Consider the following 18,664-nt stretch of genomic DNA (forward strand, 5'->3'; position numbering starts at 1 on the left):
GCCGCGCCGACCGGCGTCACCGCAACCGCCGGCGACAAGCAGGCCACCGTGTCCTGGACCGCGCCCGCCAACGGCGGTAGCGCGATCACCAGCTACACGATCACCCCGTATGCCGGCACCACCGCCCAGACGCCCACCACCGTCACCGGCTCCCCGCCGGCCACCACCGGCACCGTCACCGGCCTGACCAACGGCACCGCCTACACCTTCAAGGTCTCGGCCACCAACACCATCGGCACCAGCCCCGACTCCGCCGCCTCAACGGCGGTCACCCCGACAACGCCGACCGGCTGCGTCGCGTGCACCATCTGGTCCACCACCGCCGTCCCCACCGTCCCGAGCACCGCCGACACTTCCTCCGTCGAGCTCGGCGTGAAGTTCACCTCGGACGTGGCCGGCCAGATCACCGGCATCCGCTTCTACAAGGGCACCGGCAACACCGGCACCCACATCGGCACCCTGTGGACCTCGACCGGCACCAAGCTCGCCTCCGCCAGCTTCACCAACGAGACCACCACCGGCTGGCAACAAGTCAACTTCGCCACCCCGGTCGCGATCACCGCAGGAACCGTCTACGTCGCCTCCTACTTCGCCCCCGTCGGACGCTACGCCGGCGACAGCAACGCCTTCGCCACCGCCGGAGTCGACAACCCACCCCTGCACGCCCTCAAGGACGGCACCAACGGCGGCAACGGCACCTATGCCTACAACGGAACCAGCACCTTCCCCAACAACACCTACCAGTCCACCAACTACTGGGTCGACGTGGTGTTCTCGGGAAGCATCACATCGCCGGGGGCGCCGACCGGTGTGACGGCGAAGGCCGGGGACAAGCAGGCCACCGTGTCCTGGACCGCGCCCGCCAACGGCGGCAGCGCGATCACCAGCTACACGATCACCCCGTATGCGGGCACCACCGCCCAGACGCCCACCACCGTCACCGGCTCCCCGCCGGCCACCACCGGCACCGTCACCGGCCTGACCAACGGCACCGCCTACACCTTCAAGGTCTCGGCCACCAACACCATCGGCACCAGCCCCGACTCGGCCGCCTCAACGGCGGTCACCCCGACAACGCCGACCGGCTGCGTCGCGTGCACCATCTGGTCCACCACCGCCGTCCCCACCGTCCCGAGCATCGCCGACACTTCCTCCGTCGAGCTCGGCGTGAAGTTCACCTCGGACGTGGCCGGCCAGATCACCGGCATCCGCTTCTACAAGGGCACGGGCAACACCGGCACCCACATCGGCACCCTGTGGACCTCGACCGGCACCAAGCTCGCCTCCGCCAGCTTCACCAACGAGACCACCACCGGCTGGCAACAAGTCAACTTCGCCACCCCGGTAGCGATCACCGCAGGCACCGTCTACGTCGCCTCCTACTTCGCCCCCGTCGGACGCTACGCCGGCGACAGCAACGCCTTCGCCACCGCCGGAGTCGACAACCCGCCTCTGCACGCCATCAAGGACGGCACCAGCGGCGGCAACGGCACCTACGCGTACAACGGAACCAGCACCTTCCCCAACAACACCTACCAGTCCACCAACTACTGGGTCGACGTCGTCTTCGACGCCCAGTGAGCAATCGCTGACAGTGAGGCCGGCCGGCGCACTGCAAACACTTAACGCCGGCCGAGCGGACCTGGAGGTGTCGTGCGGAGGGGCACACGTTTCCGCCCAATCACAGATCGAGTGCTCCCCGGGCAGGAGTCGAACCTGCGTCGCTTGTCCTGATTCAAAGTCAGGCGGGCCCTGCCGGCAGACCAACCGGGGATCGTCGAGGGACGAGCACAGAGTAGTGCAGCAGCGCACGACACCCGGACCAGCAGGGTGAGGGCGCGGACCCAGAGGGTCAGGGCGCGGACCCAGAGGGTCAGGGCGCGCTCGGCGCGCCCCCGGGCTGCAGCTCTCCGAGCGGCTGGACCACGGGCGCATCCACGACGGCAGTAGAGCCAGCAGGTTCCTCGGACGGGCCCGCAGGTGCGGGGTCGGCCGGGACGACAGGAGCGGGATCTCCACTGGCCGTGTCAGCCGGAGCTGCCGGCGACGGGTCTGCTGGAGCGGGGTCAGCAGGCGCCGACGTCACGGGGTCCGCCGAAGACGTCTCGGACGGGTCGGGGGACGTGGCAGTCGGCGTGACGGCCATAGGAGCCGGGCTCTCGGCCGCTGGCGACGACGCGACCGTCGACGGCGCAGTCTCGACCACCGGCGCTGACTCCGTCGGGGCCGCCGGTGCACTCGAGGCCGTTGGCGCACTTGCCGCGGCCGGTGCGGTCGGGTCCGCCGCCGTCGCGGACGATGCCGGCGGAGGCGTGTCCGCCGTCCCTGCCGCAGGTGCCGTCCCTGCCACGGGCGCCGTCACAGCGTCCGGCGCGGGAGATGCCGTTGATGCCGGCGGCGCCGCATTGCCGACGACGGCCTGCGGCGTCAGGACGGGCGCGACGTCGGACGAGCTCGTCGCCCCCCCGCCGCCGGCGAGCGCCGGTCCGAGGTCCACGAGCTGGAGCAGGTCGGTCGGGGCCGAGCGCGCGCTCGTTCCGGCCGCCGTGAGGCTCGCGTGAGAGCCGATCACCAGGGCAGTCGGAGGCAGCGTCGGTGCCTCGTGCGCAGCCGCTGGGGCCACCGTGACGCCCAGCCCGACGACGAGTCCGGCGAGGGCGGTGGCCAGAGGTGGCCCGAGGGTCGATCCAGCGAGGATGGAACCACCGGCGACTGCACCTGCACCGGAGACCAGGGCCGCCGAGCCCGCCATTCCTGCCGCTGCGGGCAAGACCGTGGCCGCCGTCCCGCCGGCCACAGCGGTGGCAGCTGCCGTGGTCGTGGCCGCTGCCGTGGCCGTGGCCGCTGCCGTGGCGGACGAAGCCGCCCCTGTGGTGACGGCCCCGACGCCGGTGGCAAGACCGGACGACGCGACGCCTGCGCTGGTGGCGCCCGCCGTCGCGCCGGTGGCACCGACGGTGGCCGCGGAGGTCGTCGCCGCACTGGCCCCGGCGGCTGTCGCGCCCGTGGCCGTGGCTCCGATGGCGGCCGGGCCGGCCGCAGTGGCGCCTGCTGCCGTGGTGCTCACCAGGCCGGCCATCGTGCCGTGCCCCAGGTGGCCGATCATCGCGGCCCCCGCAAGCAGGACGAGCGGGCCGGTCATGGCGCCGAAGCGGTCGTGGACGACCTGGAGCTCACGCGCGAGGCGGGCATCGCGTGGGCACTGTTCGAGGTGGGTCGTCGCTCGCGTGCGCTGCCGAGCCGTCAGCCTCCCACGGACGAGACCGCCGAGGTGATCGAGCGTCCAACGACACTCCGGCGCCCCACAGACGGGGACGCGTCGCTGCACCCAGACGTCGAGGTAGCTCTTCCGGAGGGCATCGCGGGCCCGCATCGCGCGTGCACTGACGGCGTTGGCGGACACCCCCAGCAACGGCGCCACGACACGCGGCGTGGAGCCCTCGACAGTGGTGTGCCACAGGACGATTCGGTCAGCGTCGCTGAGGCGTCGGAACGCCTCTCGCACCAGGTCGCCGTCGACCCCGCTCGCCCCCAGGACCGAGACCGCCGGCACCGCATCGGCGAGGAGCTCCAGGTCGGGCGCCTCGGTGGGAACCGCGCTCATCTCGCGGCGCACGGCGTCGACCCCGGCCGTGCGGACCGTCGACGTGAAATAGGACCGGAAATTGTCGGTGGGGCCTGCTCCCGCACGCAGCAGGCCAAGGATGCGGACGGACGCCTCTGCAACGAGGTCCTCGGCCGTCACGCGTCCCCGGAAGCGCGTCGCCACGGCATACGCCGCGGGCAGGTGCCTGCGCCACAGCATGGCGAACGCCGCGTCGTCACCCAGGCGGGCGCGCGCGAGCAGTTCCGTGTCACTCGGCGTGGCCGAGTCAGTCCCGTCGGGCTCCACGGCTGACGTGGACCCGAGGGGCGATCCGATCGTGTGTGCAGACACCGGCGGTCCTCCCGAGGGGCAGGGAAGACTCCATTGTCGGGCAGGCGGGCGCGCCGGGGGTGGTTTCCGTGCATGCCGGCACATCGGTCTGCGCGGGGCAACGGCAGCGGGCCGGTCGCGTGGCCACCCTCCCGGTGGTCATGCGACCGGCCCGTCGGCGGCCTCGCGACGTTCTGGTCCCCCCATGCCCGGCGCCGGCCGCGTCCTCCCGCCGTTAACAAGACGGATGGGGCCTCGTTTCATGACGTGATTCCGCAAAGTCGCGCGCCCGCGCCCCGGGGGGCCATCGGTTGCACACGCAGCCCTGCACAATGGCTTCGTGAACGCTGACCGCACCGAGCGCTCCCGCCCCCGGGCCCGCATGACCGGCCCGGAGCGCCGCGAGCAGCTGATCACGGTCGGCCGCAGGCTCTTCGCCGACAAGGGCTTCGAAGCGACGACCGTCGAGGAGGTCGCTTCGCGAGCCAACGTCTCCAAGCCCGTCGTCTACGAGCACTTCGGCGGCAAGGAGGGCCTCTACGCCGTCGTCGTGGACCGGGAGATCCAAGCCCTCATGGGTGGCATCAGCGCCGCCCTGGAGGAGCCGGAGGGTGCCCGGGTACTGCTCGAGCGGGCCACCCTCGCCCTGCTCGACTACATCGAGAGCGACCCCTCCGGCTTTCGCATCCTCGTGCGCGACTCACCGCCCGGACAGTCCACGGGTTCGTTCGCGAGCGTCCTCGGTGACGTCGCCGTCCACGTCGAGCACCTGCTCGCGGCCGAGTTCAAGCAGCGGGGTCTCGACCCGAAGTCCGCGCCGATCCACGCCCAGATGCTCGTGGGCATGGTGGCCCTGACCGGACAGTGGTGGCTCGACCGTCGCAAGTTCAAGAAGGACCAGGTGGCGGCGCACCTGGTGAACCTCGCGTGGAACGGCTTGTCGGGCCTCGACCGCAGCCCGGGGCTGGTCACCCTCCCCCACCGCTGACCGGCGTCACGAGGGCACGGCGGTCCTGGTCCAGGTCTCCCCCGTGGCGTCGGCGACCCCTTGCTCCCGCCGGGAACCAGTCTGCCAAGGGTCGCGGCCAGCGCCGAGTCGCCGGCAGAGGATGAGCAGGTTTCGTCCTTCCGAATGATCCCCTCCACGAAACCACGCGGAAGGACGAAACCTGACAGCACCACCGGAGACACAGCCCCGTAGGAGCCACTCCCTCCCCTGACAAAGCGGGAAACCCCTGCGGCGCCGTCACCTGTATGACGTGCCAGGCCCTATTTCATGACATGGTTTTGCCAAATGGGTCGAAATGCCAGAAATTGACCGAATATTTTCTCCGGACCCCGGCAGGTGTCCGGCAACAAGCCCCGGCCCTTACCACCGACGGACCACGTCGTTACCGGCGTCACCGAAGGCTCCGGGTCAGCACGGCGTTCGCGCCACGGCGAAGGTACGCGTGAATGGGAAGAGGACGCCGAACGACCGACGGGGGTATGCCGTCTCGAGCTCGCGCTCGTAGTCGGCCACGAACGCGTCGCGTTCCTTCTCGTCCAGCACCCCCAGCACCGGACGCAGGCCGGTTCCGCGCACCCACTCGAGGACCGGGTGGGGCTGTTCCGGGTCGGCGGGCAGCACGTGCTGGTAGGTCGTCTGCCACACGTCGACGTGAGGCGTCAGGTCGAGCAGGAGCGCGGCATACGTGCCAGGATGGGCGACGGCCCGGGCACGGTCGAGTCCCGGACGAAGATCGTCCGCGCGCGGGTGGCGCCCTGCGACCTCACGCATCAGTCGGTGGGAGGGTGCGTCGAAGTTCGACGGCACCTGCATCGCGAACGTGCCGCCGGGCGCGAGGCTCCCGACCCAGGACGGGATGAGGCGCAGGTGACTGGGCACCCACTGGAGGGTCGCGTTGGTGACGAGGACGTCGGCGCCTGCCCCAGTGGCCGTCGGGTCCCAGTCCTCGGCGTTCGCCTCGACCCACTCGACCCGGCCACCGGTGTCCAGCTCACGGGCTTGCTCGAGCATCTCCGGGGAGCTGTCGATGCCGACGACTTGGGCCTCGGGCCAGCGCTCGGCAAGTCCGAGGGTCAGCTGGCCGCTGCCGCAGCCGAGGTCGACGACCAGGCGGGGCTCGTTGGCGTCGACGCGAGCCAGCAGGTCGGCGAAGGGCCTGCCGCGGTGTCCGGCGAAGACGGCGTACTGTCGCGGGTCCCAGGCGGAGTCGGTCATGGCGACCTCACTTTCTTTCGATGTCAAGAGTCTTGACGAGCACTACAGTCGGACCATGAGCGCCGACCGCAGGCCAGCCGACGACGTCGACGAGATCGTCGCGGCGTGGCGCCGCGAGCGCCCGGACCTCGACGTGTCGCCCCTCGAGGTGCTCTCGAGGGTCTCGCGCCTTGCACGCCGGCTCGACCTGGCTCGGGGCTCCGCCTTCTCCGAGCACCTGCTCGACGGCTGGGCCTTCGACGTGCTCTCCGCACTGCGCCGTGCCGGCGAGCCCTACGAGCTCTCCCCCGGCCAGCTCGTGCAGCAGACGCTCGTCACGTCGGGCACGATGACCAACCGCGTCGACCGGCTCGAGCGCAGCGGGTTCGTGGAGCGGCGCCCCGACCCGGGTGACCGCCGCGGGGTGCTCGTGCGGCTGACGCCGGAAGGTCGTGACGTCGTCGACTCTGCGATGGCCGACCTCATCGAGCAGGAGAAGTCGCTGCTGTCCGAGCTGTCCGCGACCGACCGCACGCAGCTCGCCGGCCTGCTGCGCCGGATGCTCGCCCCGCTCGAGAGGCGCGAGACCCGGCGCGGCGACGCACACGGCTGAGCTGGGCACCCGGCTCACGTCCGAGCCTGCTGGAACTCCAGCCGGTTGCCGACCGGGTCGGCGGTGTGGAAGCGGCGCAGTCCGGGGATGGCGTCGTCCCAGGTGACCGGCGCGCCGGCCCCCTCAACTGCGGCGGCCAGGACGTCGACATCCGCGACGGCAATGCCCGGGTGTGCCTTGCGGGCAGGACGGAAGCCGTCCTCGATGCCGACGTGCACCTCGGCCGTGCCCGCCCGGAACCACGCCCCACCCCGCGCCCGGAGCCGCTCCGGCTTGGGCACCTCGACCATGCCGAGGACTCCGACGTAGAAGGCGCGCATGGCGTCCTCGCAGCCGGCGGGTCCGGACACCTGGACGTGGTGCAGGAATATCTCCATGCCTCCAATTTATCTTGACGTCAAGATAAATTCAACGCCTTTCGACGGCTCGCGAAAGACCTTCGTACCTTCTGGCGACCCTGCGTCGTTTCTCGTGCACCGGATCGCCCACCTCGGCGCGGCCCGACGAGCACTCCTAGGAGATCTGCGTGAACAGCACTCGCAAGCACGTCCTGGCTGTGGGACTGTGCCTGGTCACGGCGGCGGCGGGGGCCCCGCTCGCTGCGGCGACGACGACGTCGGCCGCCCTGCCCCCGGTCAGCGACACGCTCACCGACACCGTGTCCGACCTGCTCAAGACGCTCGACACCCGAGCCGTCACCAAGTCCGTCCTCCCGGCGAGCGCCGCGCGCACCGCGGTGACGAGCCTGCTCGCGTCCGCTGGTCCCGGGGCCCGGGCCACGTGGGACCCCCGCTTCGGCACGCTGCGGGCAGTGCACGCCACCGGCTACCTGTCCGCCGCCCGCGCCGGTTCGGCCGTCGACGTGGCACGCGACTGGCTCGCCTCGCAGCCCTCGGCCTTCGGGCTGAGCACCGCGCAGATCCAGTCCCTCCAGGTCGCGCGCGACCACGAGCTCCCCGGGACGGGCACGCACGTGGTGAGCTTCGCGCAGACCTTCGCCGGCGTGCCGGCGGCTCGCGGCGGCCGGCTCAACGTCGCGGTGGCCTCCGACGGACGGATCCTGTCGTATGCCGGCGAGTCGGCCCCAGGAGCGACGCTGGCCGGAGCGTGGGTGCTCGGCGAAGCGGGAGCGCTCGTCAAGGTGGCGGGCACGCTCGCCCCCGGGACGGCGTACGCGCCCGTCGTGGACGGCACGCAGGCCGGCTTCACCACCTTCTCGCGCGGGCCGTTCGCCGGTCCCGGCTACGTGCGCAGGGTGGCCTTCCCGACCCGGTCAGGCCCCGTCGCCGCGTACAAGGTCTTCTTCATCAAGAGCCAGACGGAGGCCTGGGAGGTCATCGTCGACGGCACGACCGGCGCGGTGCTGCACCGGGTCAGCGTCGTCCAGTTCGACGACGCCCACGGGACCGTCTACGACAACTACCCCGGCGCGGCCAACGGCGGCCAGCCGCGGCAGCAGTCCTTCGGCCCCACCGCCGCGTCGCCCAAGGGCTGGGTCGACCTCACCGGGGCCACCGGGACCGGGGTGACGACGCTGGGCAACAACGCCGACACCTACGCCAACTGGTCCAACTACCTGGCGCCCGTGGACAACGCACCGCGACCGGTCGCGCCGACGGGCGCCTTCGACTACGCGTACGCGAACCGCTGGGCCGCGACCAAGGGCCAGACCGTGCCGCCGTCCTACGCGGACGACCTCAACGCGGCAGCGACCAACCTCTTCTTCCAGCACAACCGGATCCACGACGAGTACTACGCGCTCGGGTTCACCGAGTCGGCCGGCAACTTCCAGGCCGACAACGCCGGCAAGGGCGGTCAGGGCGGCGACGCGGTCCGTGGCCTGGTCCAGGCCGGTGCCGCGTCGGGTGGCGCGCCGACCTACACCGGTCGGGACAACGCGTACATGCTGACGCTCGACGACGGCATCCCGCCGTGGAGCGGGATGTTCCTGTGGGAGCCCATCGACGACGCCTTCGAGGGTCCCTACCGCGACGGCTCCTTCGACATGTCGGTGATCCAGCACGAGTACACCCACGGATTGTCGAACCGCTACGTCGCCAGTGGTGCCGGCCTCGCCTCCCAGCAGGCCGGTTCGATGGGCGAGGGCTGGTCCGACTGGTACGCCCTCAACCACGGCTTCTCCGCAGGACTGCTGACCAAGCCGGTCGTCGGCGACTACGTCACCGGCAACGCGACCCGCGGCATCCGCAACTGGAACTACGACCAGAACCCCACGACGTTCGGCGACATCGGCTACGACCTCACCGGCCCCGAGGTGCACGCCGACGGCGAGATCTGGACGGCCACCCTGTGGGACCTGCGCAAGGCCCTCGTCGCCCGCTACGGCGCTGCCAAGGGCGCCGACGTCGCAGCCAGGCTCATCACCGACGGCATGCCGCTCACAGCCCCGAACCCGTCGTTCCTCGACGCGCGCGACGGCATCCTGTCCGCCGACCTCGACCGCTACCACGGCGACAACACGGCGCTCATCTGGTCGGTCTTCGCCAAGCGCGGCGCGGGTGTCTCGGCCTCGAGCAACACCGGTGACGACACCGACCCGAAGCCGGCCTTCGACGTGCCCGCCGCTTCCGGCAACGGCACAGTCGCGCTGAGCCTCGTCAACGCCACGACGGGCCAGCCGATCTCCAACGCCCGAGTCATCCTCGGACGGTTCGAGGCACGCGTGACCCCGCTCGCGCGCACCGGCTCGGCGGGCGGCGCGACGGTCAAGGCGGTCGCCGGCACATACCCATTGACCATCCAGGCACCCGGCTTCGGAACCCAGACGATCGAGGGCTTCTCCGTCGCCGCAGGCAAGAACGTGGCGAAGAGGATCTCGCTCGCTCCCAACCTGGCCTCCACCGCGGCCGGCGCGCAGGTCGTCTCGGTCTCGAGCCAGGACGACGGCGCACCGGCGAAGTTCGCCTTCGACGACACCGCCGCATCGGTGTGGTCGACGAAGGCCGGCGCGACGGCATACAACGCCGGTCCGGACGAGAGGGTCACGGTGAAGCTTGCTGCACCGGCGACCGTCAGCTCGGTGCGGGTCAGCGCGTACAAGGCGACGAACGCGTCCCGCTTCGCCGCGCTCAAGGGCTTCACCGTGCAGACCTCGCTGGACGGGGTGACCTGGAAGACCGCCCGCACCGGTGCCTTCGGCTACCAGGCGCCGCGGCCGGCTGCGCCGGACCTCAACTACACGACGTTCGCCCTGACGACGCCGACCAAGGCCGCCTACCTGCGCTTCTTCGTCGACTCGGTGCAGGGCGACACCGCGACGTACGCGCAGGTCGCCGAGATCGAGGCCTTCGGCTCGGGAGCCACCGTCGCCAACGGCACGGTCACGCCCGACGCTCCCTACCGCGACCACGGCACGATCACGGCCAACAACCCGGCAGCGGGTGACCCGACCGGGCTGCAGAACGTCTTCGGGGTCACCGGCACGGAGATGAACACGACGTGCACCTTCCCGCCCGCGTCGCAGGGCGTCGACGGCTGGGTGACGAAGCTCCCGTCCGGCTTCTCTGACGGTCTGCACTCCGTGTCGGTCAAGGGCACCAGCCCGCTCGACGACACCGTCGGTCACGACCTCGACCTCTACTTCCTCGACAGTGCGTGTGCGTTGACGGGGTCGACGGCAACGGCCGCGGCCGACGAGTCGGCGGCCATCCCGCCCGGGTCGGTCTACGTCCTGACGCACCTCTACACCGGTGCGAACGTCACGGTCGACGTCACGGCGGTCGACAACCGCTGAGGCGACAGGGCACACCCCCGCAACACACCGTGAAAGTCGCAACCCACCGGGATCGGATTCCGGTGGGTTGTGACCTACTCGGTGTGTTGCGGGGAAGGGGGTCGTCGGCGGCGGGTCAGCCGACGATCTCGGCGGCCTCCAGCCACTCGAGCTCGAGCTCCTCGCGCTCGGCCACCACGGCCTGCAGCTTGGCGTTGAGGTCAGCGAGCGCCGCCGGGTCCGTGGCCTTCTCGGCCATGTCACCGTGCAGGCGCTCCTCGCGGTCCTGCAGGCGCGAGAGCTGCTTCTCGATGCGCGCCATCGACTTGCGGGCCTCCCGCACCTCCGCGGGGTTGGCCGTGGGCGCGGAGCCGGAGGGCGCGCTGTCGTGCTGGCCGGAGGCGGCCGCGGGGCTGCTCGACGCAGGGGCCGTTGAGCGGGCGGCGTGGCTCGCGATGTCCGCCGCCCGGAGCCGGAGGTACTCCTCCACGCCGCCCGGCAGCTCACGCACCTTGCCGTCGCCGAGCAGGGCCAGCTGCTTGTCGGCGACCCGCTCGAGCAGGTAGCGGTCGTGCGAGACGACGACGAGGGTCCCGGCCCAGCCGTCGAGGACGTCCTCGAGCGACGTCAGGGTCTCGATGTCGAGGTCGTTGGTCGGCTCGTCGAGGATGAGGACGTTCGGCTCGGTGAGGAGCAGCCGGGTCAGCTGCAGCCGCCGCCGCTCACCACCGCTCAGGTCACCGACCCGCGACTGCTGGCGCCCGCCGGGGAAGCCCAGTCGGGTGGCGAGCTGGCTCGCGCTGATCTCCTTGTCGCCGAGGGTCGTCCACTGCTTGACGTCCTCGATGGCCTCGATGACGCGCCACTGCTCGAAGCGCTCGAGCTCCCGCACCTCCTGGGTCAGGTGTGCGATCGCGACGGTCTTGCCGATCTTGCGCCGGCCCCCATCGAGCGGGATCTCGCCGGTCAGGGCACGCAGCAGCGTCGACTTGCCGGCGCCGTTGACACCGACGATCCCGATGCGCTCCCCCGGTGCGAGCCGCCACGTCACGTGGTCGAGGAGCCGGCGTTCGTGGGGCGGCTCGCCGACGGTGACGGTGACGTCCTCCAGGTCGAGCACGTCCTTGCCGAGGCGCCGGCTGGCGAATGACGCGAGCTCAACGCTGTTGCGCGGCGCCGGCTCGTCGGCGATGAGCGCGTTGGCCGCGTCGATGCGGAACTTCGGCTTGCTCGTGCGCGCCGGTGGGCCACGGCGCAGCCAGGCGAGCTCCTTGCGCATGAGGTTGGAGCGCCGGTCGGCGACGACCCCGGCCAGCCGGTCCCGCTCCGCCTTGGCGAGGACGTATGCGGCATACCCGCCCTCGAAGGCGCTGACCTTCCCGGACTCGACCTCCCACGTCATCGTCGCGTACGCGTCGAGGAACCAGCGGTCGTGCGTGATCGCGACTGTCGCGTTGCCGGGGCGGGGTCGCTTGGTCGCGAGGTGGTCGGCGAGCCAGGCGACACCCTCGACGTCGAGGTGGTTGGTGGGCTCGTCGAGCAGGAGCAGCTCGGGGTCGGAGACGAGCAGGCGCGCCAGGGCGAGGCGGCGGCGTTCGCCACCGGACTTGGGGCCGACCCTGCTGTCGAGGCCGCCGACGTTCTGCGCGTCGATGCCGCCCAGCAGACCGGTCAGGACGTCACGGATACGCGGGTCGCCGGCCCAGACGTGCTCCTGGAGGTCGCCGAGGACCGCCTCGCGGATCGTCCAGCCGGGGTCGAGGGCGTCCTCCTGCGAGAGCATGCCGATCCGGATGCCGTCCGCGCCGCCCTGCTTGGTGATGCGGCCGGAGTCCGCCTCTTGCAGGCCCGCCATGATGCGCAGCAGGGTCGACTTGCCGCCGCCGTTGACACCGACGACGCCGATGCGGTCGCCGGTGAGGACGCCCAGGCTGACGTCGTCGAGGACGTGGCTCGTGCCGAAGACGAGCGAGACGCGTTCGAGGGAGATGAGGTTGGCCATCGCTGACTGACCCTATGCGCTCCCCCGATCGAGAGAGCAATCCGTCCCCGATCAGTCGGCGCGGGGCGTGGTGACGACGTGGGCGCCGTGGACGGGGCCCTTGGCGCGCCGCAGGTCGCGGCACAGGTCCGAGGCGGCGAGCGAGACCGAGAGGTCGAGCGCGGCCTCGTGGCTCTCGGTGAGGAAGGCGACGGTCGGGCCCGACCCCGAGACGATCCCGCCGAGGGCGCCGAACTCGACGCCGGCGTCGCGCAGGTCGCGCAGCTCGGGGCGCAGCGAGAACGCCGCCGGCTCGAGGTCGTTGTGGAGCGCCGCGCCGAGGGCCGCGGGCTCGCCGGATCGCAGGGCCGCCATCAGCTCCTGGCTGACCTGGGGCTCAGGGGCGACGACCCCCTCCTGCTGGCGCAGCCGGTCGCACTCGGCATACACCTCGGGGGTCGACAGACCGGTGTCGCTGATCGCCAGCACCCAGTGGAAGGTGCCCCGAGCAAGCACGGGCGCGAGCTGCTCGCCTCTTCCCGAGCCCATGGCGTTGCCACCGGTGAGGATGAACGGCACGTCGCTGCCGAGCGAGGCGGCCAGCTCGGCCAGCTCCTCCCGGTCCAGGCCGAGCGCCCACAGCTGGTCGCAGGCGACGAGCGCCGCGGCGGCGTCAGCAGAGCCTCCTGCCATGCCGCCGGCCACGGGGATGTCCTTGTCGATGCGGATCGAGAGGCGCTCGTCGACGTCCCACCGGTCGGCGACCAGCCGCGCGGCGCGCATTGCGAGGTTCTGGCCATTGATCGGGATCCGGTCGGCATACGTGCCGGCGGCCACCACCTGCCAGTCCTCCCAGCGCGCGACGGAGACCTCGTCGTGCAGGGACACGGCCTGGTAGACGGTCGCGAGCGCGTGGTAGCCGTCGGGCCGTCGGGGCCCCACGCGAAGCTCGAGGTTGACCTTGGCCGGGACCCGCACGGTCACCGCGCCGGGCAGGGTCGGAGCGACAGTCATGCGCCCACCCTATGGTCCGGACGTCCTCCGTCAGGGCACATGGCTGCCGCGACGTGCCCGGGGCTGGGCCGGGCCGACGCCCGCCGGGCGCGCCTCCGCGATCCGGGCGAACGCGGTGATGTCGAGCTGCTCACCACGGGTACGCGGGTCGATCCCCGCAGCGAGCAGCGCCTGCTCCGCGGCGTCCGGCGAGCCGGCCCACGAGGCGAGCGCGCCGCGCAGCGCCTTGCGCCGCTGGAGGAAGGCGGCGTCGATGCAGCGGAAGACGTCCTCGCGGCTCGCCGTCGTCTTCGGCGGCTTGCGCCGGCGCAGGGCCACGAGCCCCGAGTCGACGTTGGGCGCGGGCCAGAAGACGTTGCGCCCGACCCTGCCTGCGAGCTCGACGTCGGCGTACCAGGCGGCCTTGAGGCTCGGGACGCCGTACGTCTTGTTGCCCGGCTTGGCCGCGAGCCGTTCGGCCACCTCGAGCTGGACCATGACGAGGACTCGCTCGATGGTCGGGAAGTGCTGCAGGAAGGACAGCACGACCGGGACGGAGATGTTGTAGGGCAGGTTGGCCACCAGGGCCGTCGGGTCGGGGCCCGGGAGCTTTGTGACCGTCAGTGCGTCGGCCGCGAGGAGGCGCAGCTTGTCGGCGTTGTGCGGCTGCAGGGAGCGCACCGTCTCCTCCAGGGCCCCGGCCAGACGCGGGTCGACCTCGACGGCCGTGACCCGCTTGACGACCGGGAGGAGGGCGAGAGTCAGGGACCCGAGACCGGGGCCGACCTCGACGACCACGTCGCGGGGGCCGACGCCCGCGACGCGGACGATCTTGCGCACGGTGTTGGCGTCGACGACGAAGTTCTGACCCCACTGCTTGGTGGGCCGCACCTCGAGGCGCTCGGCGAGCTCGCGCACCTGTGTCGGCCCGAGGAGCGCGGCGTCCTCGGCCTGCGCCGGGGCGTCCTTCTTCGTCATGCGCTCACCCTATGGCCACGATCGAAAGAGCAACCCGTCCCGATTCAGGCGACATGCGCCGAACCACGCCCAGGACGGGTTGCTCTTTCGGTCGGGCTGGTGTCAGGTCAGGCCTTGCACTGCCACTGCGAGGTGCCGTTGTCGGCATACACGCGGTTGGCGACGGTGATCTGCTGCTCACGGCTGGCCAGGTCGGCGCGGCCGGCGAAGTCGCCGCCACCGTAGGCGAGCCAGGTCGAGGTGAGGAACTGCAGGCCGCCGTAGTAGCCGTTGCCGGTGTTGATGTGCCAGTTCCCGCTCGACTCGCACTGGGCGATGCTGTCCCACATCGACGCGCGGGCGAGGTTGATGCCCGCGCCCGAGGTGGAGCCACTGGTCTTCGGGCTGCTGGTCGGCGCCGGCGCGGGGGCGGGGGCCTTCGGCGCGGGCCGCTGCTTGGTGCCGACGAGCACGACCCGGTCGACCGGGGCCTTGGTGACCGTCGAGGAGATGGTCTTGGTGGAGACGACCTTGCCGTCGAGCACGGTGGTGCGGACGGTCACGGTGCGCACACCAGCGACGCCGGCCCGTGAGATCTTGGTCTGGCCGGCGTAGAGGTCGTTCGTCTTCTGCTTCGTCGTGCCGAAGGCGACGGGCTGGGCCACCTTCTTGTCCTTGGTCTGCACGCGCTGCACGGCGATCTTCGTCCCAGGGGTGAGCGCCGTCGTGACGGGCGGGTTGACCTTGTCGGCCTTGCCGAGGGTCACGCCGAGCTGCGTCAGCGCCTCGCCCACAGTGGCCGCGGCGATGGTCTTGGTGGTGGTCTTGCCGTCGGCCGTGACGGTGACGGCCTTGGGGGTGACGATGGTCACGGACAGGCCCTGGCGACCGATGGTCTCCGAGCGCGACACCGACAGACGCGCACCGTCGCCGCGAAGGCCGAGCGCGAGCAGGGCCCCGTCGACCGTGGTCTCGGTGGTGCGCAGCTCGCGGGTCTTGCCGTCGACCGTGAGCTTGAGCAGGCGGGCGTACTTCACGGTGATCGTCTCGCCGTCGCTGACGGGAGCGTTCGCGGCGGGGACGACGACGTCGCCCGGCTTCACCGCGATCCCCTGGTCGTCGAGGACGTCGCTGACGGTGCTGCTGCCGAAGACGTGCGCCGAGCGGGCGGCGCCGTCCACCGAGAGGTTGACGGTCTTGTCGAGCTGGGTTGCGCCGACCGCACCACCGGTGAGGACGACGGCCGCGCCAGCGGCGGCCAGGATCTTGGCGTTTCGAGAAATCAAGGCACTCCGAAGGTCGAACGATCCGGGTGCAACGCGCTCTCGATCCGTCCTCCTCACGTCGTCGGGAGGAGGTCGATGCGGGGTGGCAACCGGCCAACAGTCGTCCACAGTGACCGAAAGGCCCACGCCAGGTCAAATTTCGGTAACGGCCAAGGGTGTCGCTGGACGCAGCGATCCTCGGTGCGCTAGGCGGTAATCCCGCGTCGCTCAGCACCCCACGGCCCGTAGATGCGCTCGCTGTTCTCGGAGACCGCACGGCACAGCGTCGGGACGTCGAGGTTGAGCACCCCGGCCATGGCGCGGATGGTCACGGGGACGAGGAACGACGCGTTCGTGGCCCCGCGATGCGGCGCCGGCGCGAGGTAGGGCGCGTCGGTCTCGACGAGCAGCCGGTCGAGCGGGACGGCCGTCAGGGCGTCGCGCAGTCCGCGCGCGTTCTTGAAGGTGACCGTGCCGGCGAAGCTGAGGTGGTAGCCCCGCTCGACGCACTCGCGCGCCATCGCCAGGTCGCCCGAGAAGCAGTGCAGGACCGTGTGCTCGGGTGCGCCCTCCTCGTCGAGGATCCGGAGCACGTCGTCGTGGGCGTCGCGGTCGTGGATCTGCACAGCCTTGCCGAGCCGCTTGGCGAGGTCGATGTGCCAGCGGAAGCCGTCCTGCTGGATGGCGACCCCTTCAGGTCCGGTGCGGAAGTAGTCGAGCCCCGTCTCGCCGATGACGCGGATGCGGTCGTGCGCGGCGCAGCGCTCCACCTCGGCGTAGGCCTCGTCAAGGCGGCCGGCACCCGAAAGTCGTGGAACTTCGTTGGGGTGCAAGGCGATTCCGCCCACGACCTCGTCGTGCGCCTCGATGGCGTCCATGGTGAACCGGATGCCGTCGAGGTCGCAGCCCACCTGCACGAGCCGCGTCACGCCGACGGAACGGGCGGCCTTGATCGCGTCGGCGACGGCGAAGGGCTCGTCGCCCTCGCGGGTGATGTCGAGGTGGACGTGGTTGTCGACGACGTCGACGGGCAGTGGATCGGGCAGGGCCTCAGGCCGGCCCCGCTGCCCCGACGCGTTCGGGCTCATGCGGTCGACGCCTCGTCCGTGCCGGGAGCCTCACCGTCGCGCCTCGGCCTGGCCATCCTCGGCGCTGCGAGCGGGTCGGAGTGGTGACGAGTGCCCCCGGGCGCGGAGTCACCGAGCCGGGAGCGCTCGTCCTCGATGACCTGCTCGGCGTCGAGCTTGACGAAGACGCCGGTCGGCTTGGCGATCGGCGTCCCGACGACCACCGGCCGTGACTCCCAGCGCGGCGTCGCGGAGTACTCGCCGGTGATGACCGGGTAGCTGCGCGCCTCGTCGTCGAGGTCCCGGACGACCTCGAGCCGGGGCATCGGCATGAACTCGCCCGGGCCGCCGAGGACCGCGTGGACGCGGTTGGCCGCGTGCGGCAGGAAGGGCGCGATGAGCGTATTGATATCTGAGACGGCCTGGGTCAACGTGTGGAGCACCGTCGACAGCCGCTCACGCTGGTCCTCGCCCTTGAGCTTGAACGGCTCCGTCCTCGAGACGTAGGCGTTGGCCTCCCCGACGACCCGCATGACCTCCCCGAGGGCGGCCTTCTGCCGATGCCGCTCGAGCGAGGCGCCGACGGTGGCGAACGCACCCTGCACGGTGGCCAGCAGCTCCTCGTCGACGGGCTCGACGGCATACGCCCTCGGGATCTCGCCGAAGCTCTTCGCGACCATCGCGGCGGTGCGGTTGACGAGGTTGCCCCAGCCGGCGACGAGCTCGCTGTTGTTGCGCTGGACGAACTCGGCCCAGCTGAAGTCGGCATCCTGGTTCTCCGGCCCCGCCGCGCAGATGAAGTAGCGGATGGGGTCGGGACCGTAGCGCGCGACGATGTCCTGGACGTAGATGACGTGCTTGCGGCTCGTCGAGAACTGCTTGCCCTCGAGGGTCATGAACTCCGAGGCCACGACCTCGGTGGGGAGGTTGAGGACGCCGTACTCCCCCGGCTGGCCGCCCTTGTCGCCCTTGCCGGCGTAGCCGAGCAGCTCGGCGGGCCAGATCTGGCTGTGGAAGGTGATGTTGTCCTTGCCCTGGAAGTAGTAGGACACGGCCGCTGGGTCGTTCCACCACTCGCGCCAGCGCTCCGGCTCGCCGACCCGGCGCGCCCACTCGATGGAGGCCGAGAGGTAACCGATGACGGCGTCGAACCAGACGTAGAGCCGCTTGGACGGGTTGTCCTCCCAGCCTTCGAGGGGGATCGGGATGCCCCAGTCGATGTCGCGGGTCATCGCCCGGGGGCGGACGTCCTTGAGGAGGTTCTGGGAGAACTTGATGACGTTGGGCCGCCACGTACCCGACGCCTCGCGGCCGTCGAGCCACTCGCCGAGGGCGCCGGCGAGCGCGGGAAGGTCGAGGAAGAAGTGCTGCGTCTCGATGAACTCGGGCGTCTCGCCGTTGATCTTGCTGCGCGGGTTGATCAGCTCGTCGGCGTCGAGCTGGTTGCCGCAGTTGTCGCACTGGTCGCCGCGCGCCTCGGGGAAGCCGCAGATCGGGCAGGTGCCCTCGATGTAGCGGTCGGGCAGGGTGCGCCCCGTCGACGGGCTGATCGCTCCGCGCGTCGTCTGCTCGACCATGTAGCCGTTGGCGTGGACCTGGCGGAACATCTCCTGCACGACGGCGTAGTGGTTCCGCGTCGTGGTGCGGGTGAAGAGGTCGTAGGACAGGCCGAGGTCGGTGAGGTCCTGCGCGATGACGGCGTTGTACTTGTCGACGAGCTCCTGCGGCGTCAGGCCCTCCTCCTCGGCGAGGACGAGGATCGGCGTGCCGTGCTCGTCGGTGCCGGAGACCATGAGGACGTCGTGCCCGGCCATCCGCATGTACCTGCTGAAGACGTCGGAGGGCACACCGAAACCGGCGACGTGGCCGATGTGGCGCGGGCCGTTGGTGTACGGCCAGGCGACGGCAGACAGGACATTGGTCATGGCGTGAATCC

The 18,664-nt window shown here is 71.1% G+C and carries 13 protein-coding genes and 1 tRNA gene; 4 read left to right on the plus strand and 10 right to left on the minus strand.

The genetic code is table 11. From position 1 onward, the window contains the following. The coding region (locus AC3WRT_RS10590; RefSeq protein ID WP_492721660.1) for a DUF4082 domain-containing protein at positions 1-1,581 on the plus strand (1,581 nt) is incomplete at its 5' end. Between the two features lie 114 nt (positions 1,582-1,695). Here the strand turns inward: AC3WRT_RS10590 and AC3WRT_RS10595 are convergent. Together AC3WRT_RS10595 and AC3WRT_RS10600 are read right to left on the minus strand one after the other, a co-directional pair. Next, positions 1,696-1,774, minus strand: a tRNA-Gln gene (locus AC3WRT_RS10595). A gap of 99 nt (positions 1,775-1,873) precedes the next feature. Then, positions 1,874-3,937 (minus strand): sigma-70 family RNA polymerase sigma factor, encoded by a 2,064-nt coding sequence (locus tag AC3WRT_RS10600; protein WP_492721661.1) that lies wholly within the window; start codon positions 3,935-3,937, stop codon positions 1,874-1,876. A 361-nt stretch (positions 3,938-4,298) separates the two neighbouring features. On the opposite strand from AC3WRT_RS10600, the gene AC3WRT_RS10605 reads away from it, so the two are divergent. Further along, entirely contained in the window at positions 4,299-4,904 is a 606-nt protein-coding gene (locus AC3WRT_RS10605; RefSeq protein ID WP_492721858.1) for a TetR/AcrR family transcriptional regulator, read from the plus strand. A gap of 429 nt (positions 4,905-5,333) precedes the next feature. Here AC3WRT_RS10605 and AC3WRT_RS10610 read toward each other — a convergent pair whose 3' ends face one another. Next, positions 5,334-6,140 (minus strand): methyltransferase domain-containing protein, encoded by an 807-nt coding sequence (locus AC3WRT_RS10610; RefSeq protein WP_492721663.1) that lies wholly within the window; start codon positions 6,138-6,140, stop codon positions 5,334-5,336. Between the two features lie 55 nt (positions 6,141-6,195). On the opposite strand from AC3WRT_RS10610, the gene AC3WRT_RS10615 reads away from it, so the two are divergent. Next, the gene (locus tag AC3WRT_RS10615) at positions 6,196-6,732 is read left to right on the plus strand and encodes a MarR family winged helix-turn-helix transcriptional regulator (RefSeq protein ID WP_492721665.1); all 537 of its coding nucleotides are present in this window, start codon (positions 6,196-6,198) and stop codon (positions 6,730-6,732) included. 14 nt (positions 6,733-6,746) lie between these two features. Here AC3WRT_RS10615 and AC3WRT_RS10620 read toward each other — a convergent pair whose 3' ends face one another. Next, positions 6,747-7,109: a VOC family protein gene (locus AC3WRT_RS10620; protein WP_492721666.1), complete on the minus strand. Its 363-nt coding sequence runs from the start codon at positions 7,107-7,109 to the stop codon at positions 6,747-6,749. Between the two features lie 149 nt (positions 7,110-7,258). On the opposite strand from AC3WRT_RS10620, the gene AC3WRT_RS10625 reads away from it, so the two are divergent. Beyond that, the gene (locus AC3WRT_RS10625; RefSeq protein ID WP_492721668.1) at positions 7,259-10,486 is read left to right on the plus strand and encodes a M36 family metallopeptidase; all 3,228 of its coding nucleotides are present in this window, start codon (positions 7,259-7,261) and stop codon (positions 10,484-10,486) included. A 115-nt stretch (positions 10,487-10,601) separates the two neighbouring features. Here the strand turns inward: AC3WRT_RS10625 and AC3WRT_RS10630 are convergent, their stop codons facing one another. The 6 genes from AC3WRT_RS10630 to metG form a co-directional block, all read right to left on the minus strand. Beyond that, positions 10,602-12,467: an ABC-F family ATP-binding cassette domain-containing protein gene (locus AC3WRT_RS10630; RefSeq protein ID WP_492721669.1), complete on the minus strand. Its 1,866-nt coding sequence runs from the start codon at positions 12,465-12,467 to the stop codon at positions 10,602-10,604. 51 nt (positions 12,468-12,518) lie between these two features. Next, positions 12,519-13,460: a 4-(cytidine 5'-diphospho)-2-C-methyl-D-erythritol kinase gene (locus AC3WRT_RS10635; protein ID WP_492721671.1), complete on the minus strand. Its 942-nt coding sequence runs from the start codon at positions 13,458-13,460 to the stop codon at positions 12,519-12,521. Positions 13,461-13,490: 30 nt separating this feature from the next. Then, a complete protein-coding gene (gene rsmA / locus AC3WRT_RS10640) occupies positions 13,491-14,417 on the minus strand; it encodes a 16S rRNA (adenine(1518)-N(6)/adenine(1519)-N(6))-dimethyltransferase RsmA (protein ID WP_492721673.1) in 927 nt (308 codons plus the stop codon). Between the two features lie 107 nt (positions 14,418-14,524). After that, a complete protein-coding gene (locus AC3WRT_RS10645; RefSeq protein ID WP_492721675.1) occupies positions 14,525-15,682 on the minus strand; it encodes a resuscitation-promoting factor in 1,158 nt (385 codons plus the stop codon). Positions 15,683-15,867: 185 nt separating this feature from the next. Then, positions 15,868-16,749 (minus strand): TatD family hydrolase, encoded by an 882-nt coding sequence (locus AC3WRT_RS10650; protein ID WP_492721676.1) that lies wholly within the window; start codon positions 16,747-16,749, stop codon positions 15,868-15,870. Next, entirely contained in the window at positions 16,746-18,653 is a 1,908-nt protein-coding gene (gene metG / locus AC3WRT_RS10655; protein WP_492721678.1) for a methionine--tRNA ligase, read from the minus strand. The genes AC3WRT_RS10650 and metG overlap by 4 nt, the downstream gene beginning before the upstream one ends. Positions 18,654-18,664: the final 11 nt, after the last annotated feature.

The sequence above is a fragment of the Terrabacter sp. FW104-15G4B genome, from assembly GCF_058790095.1.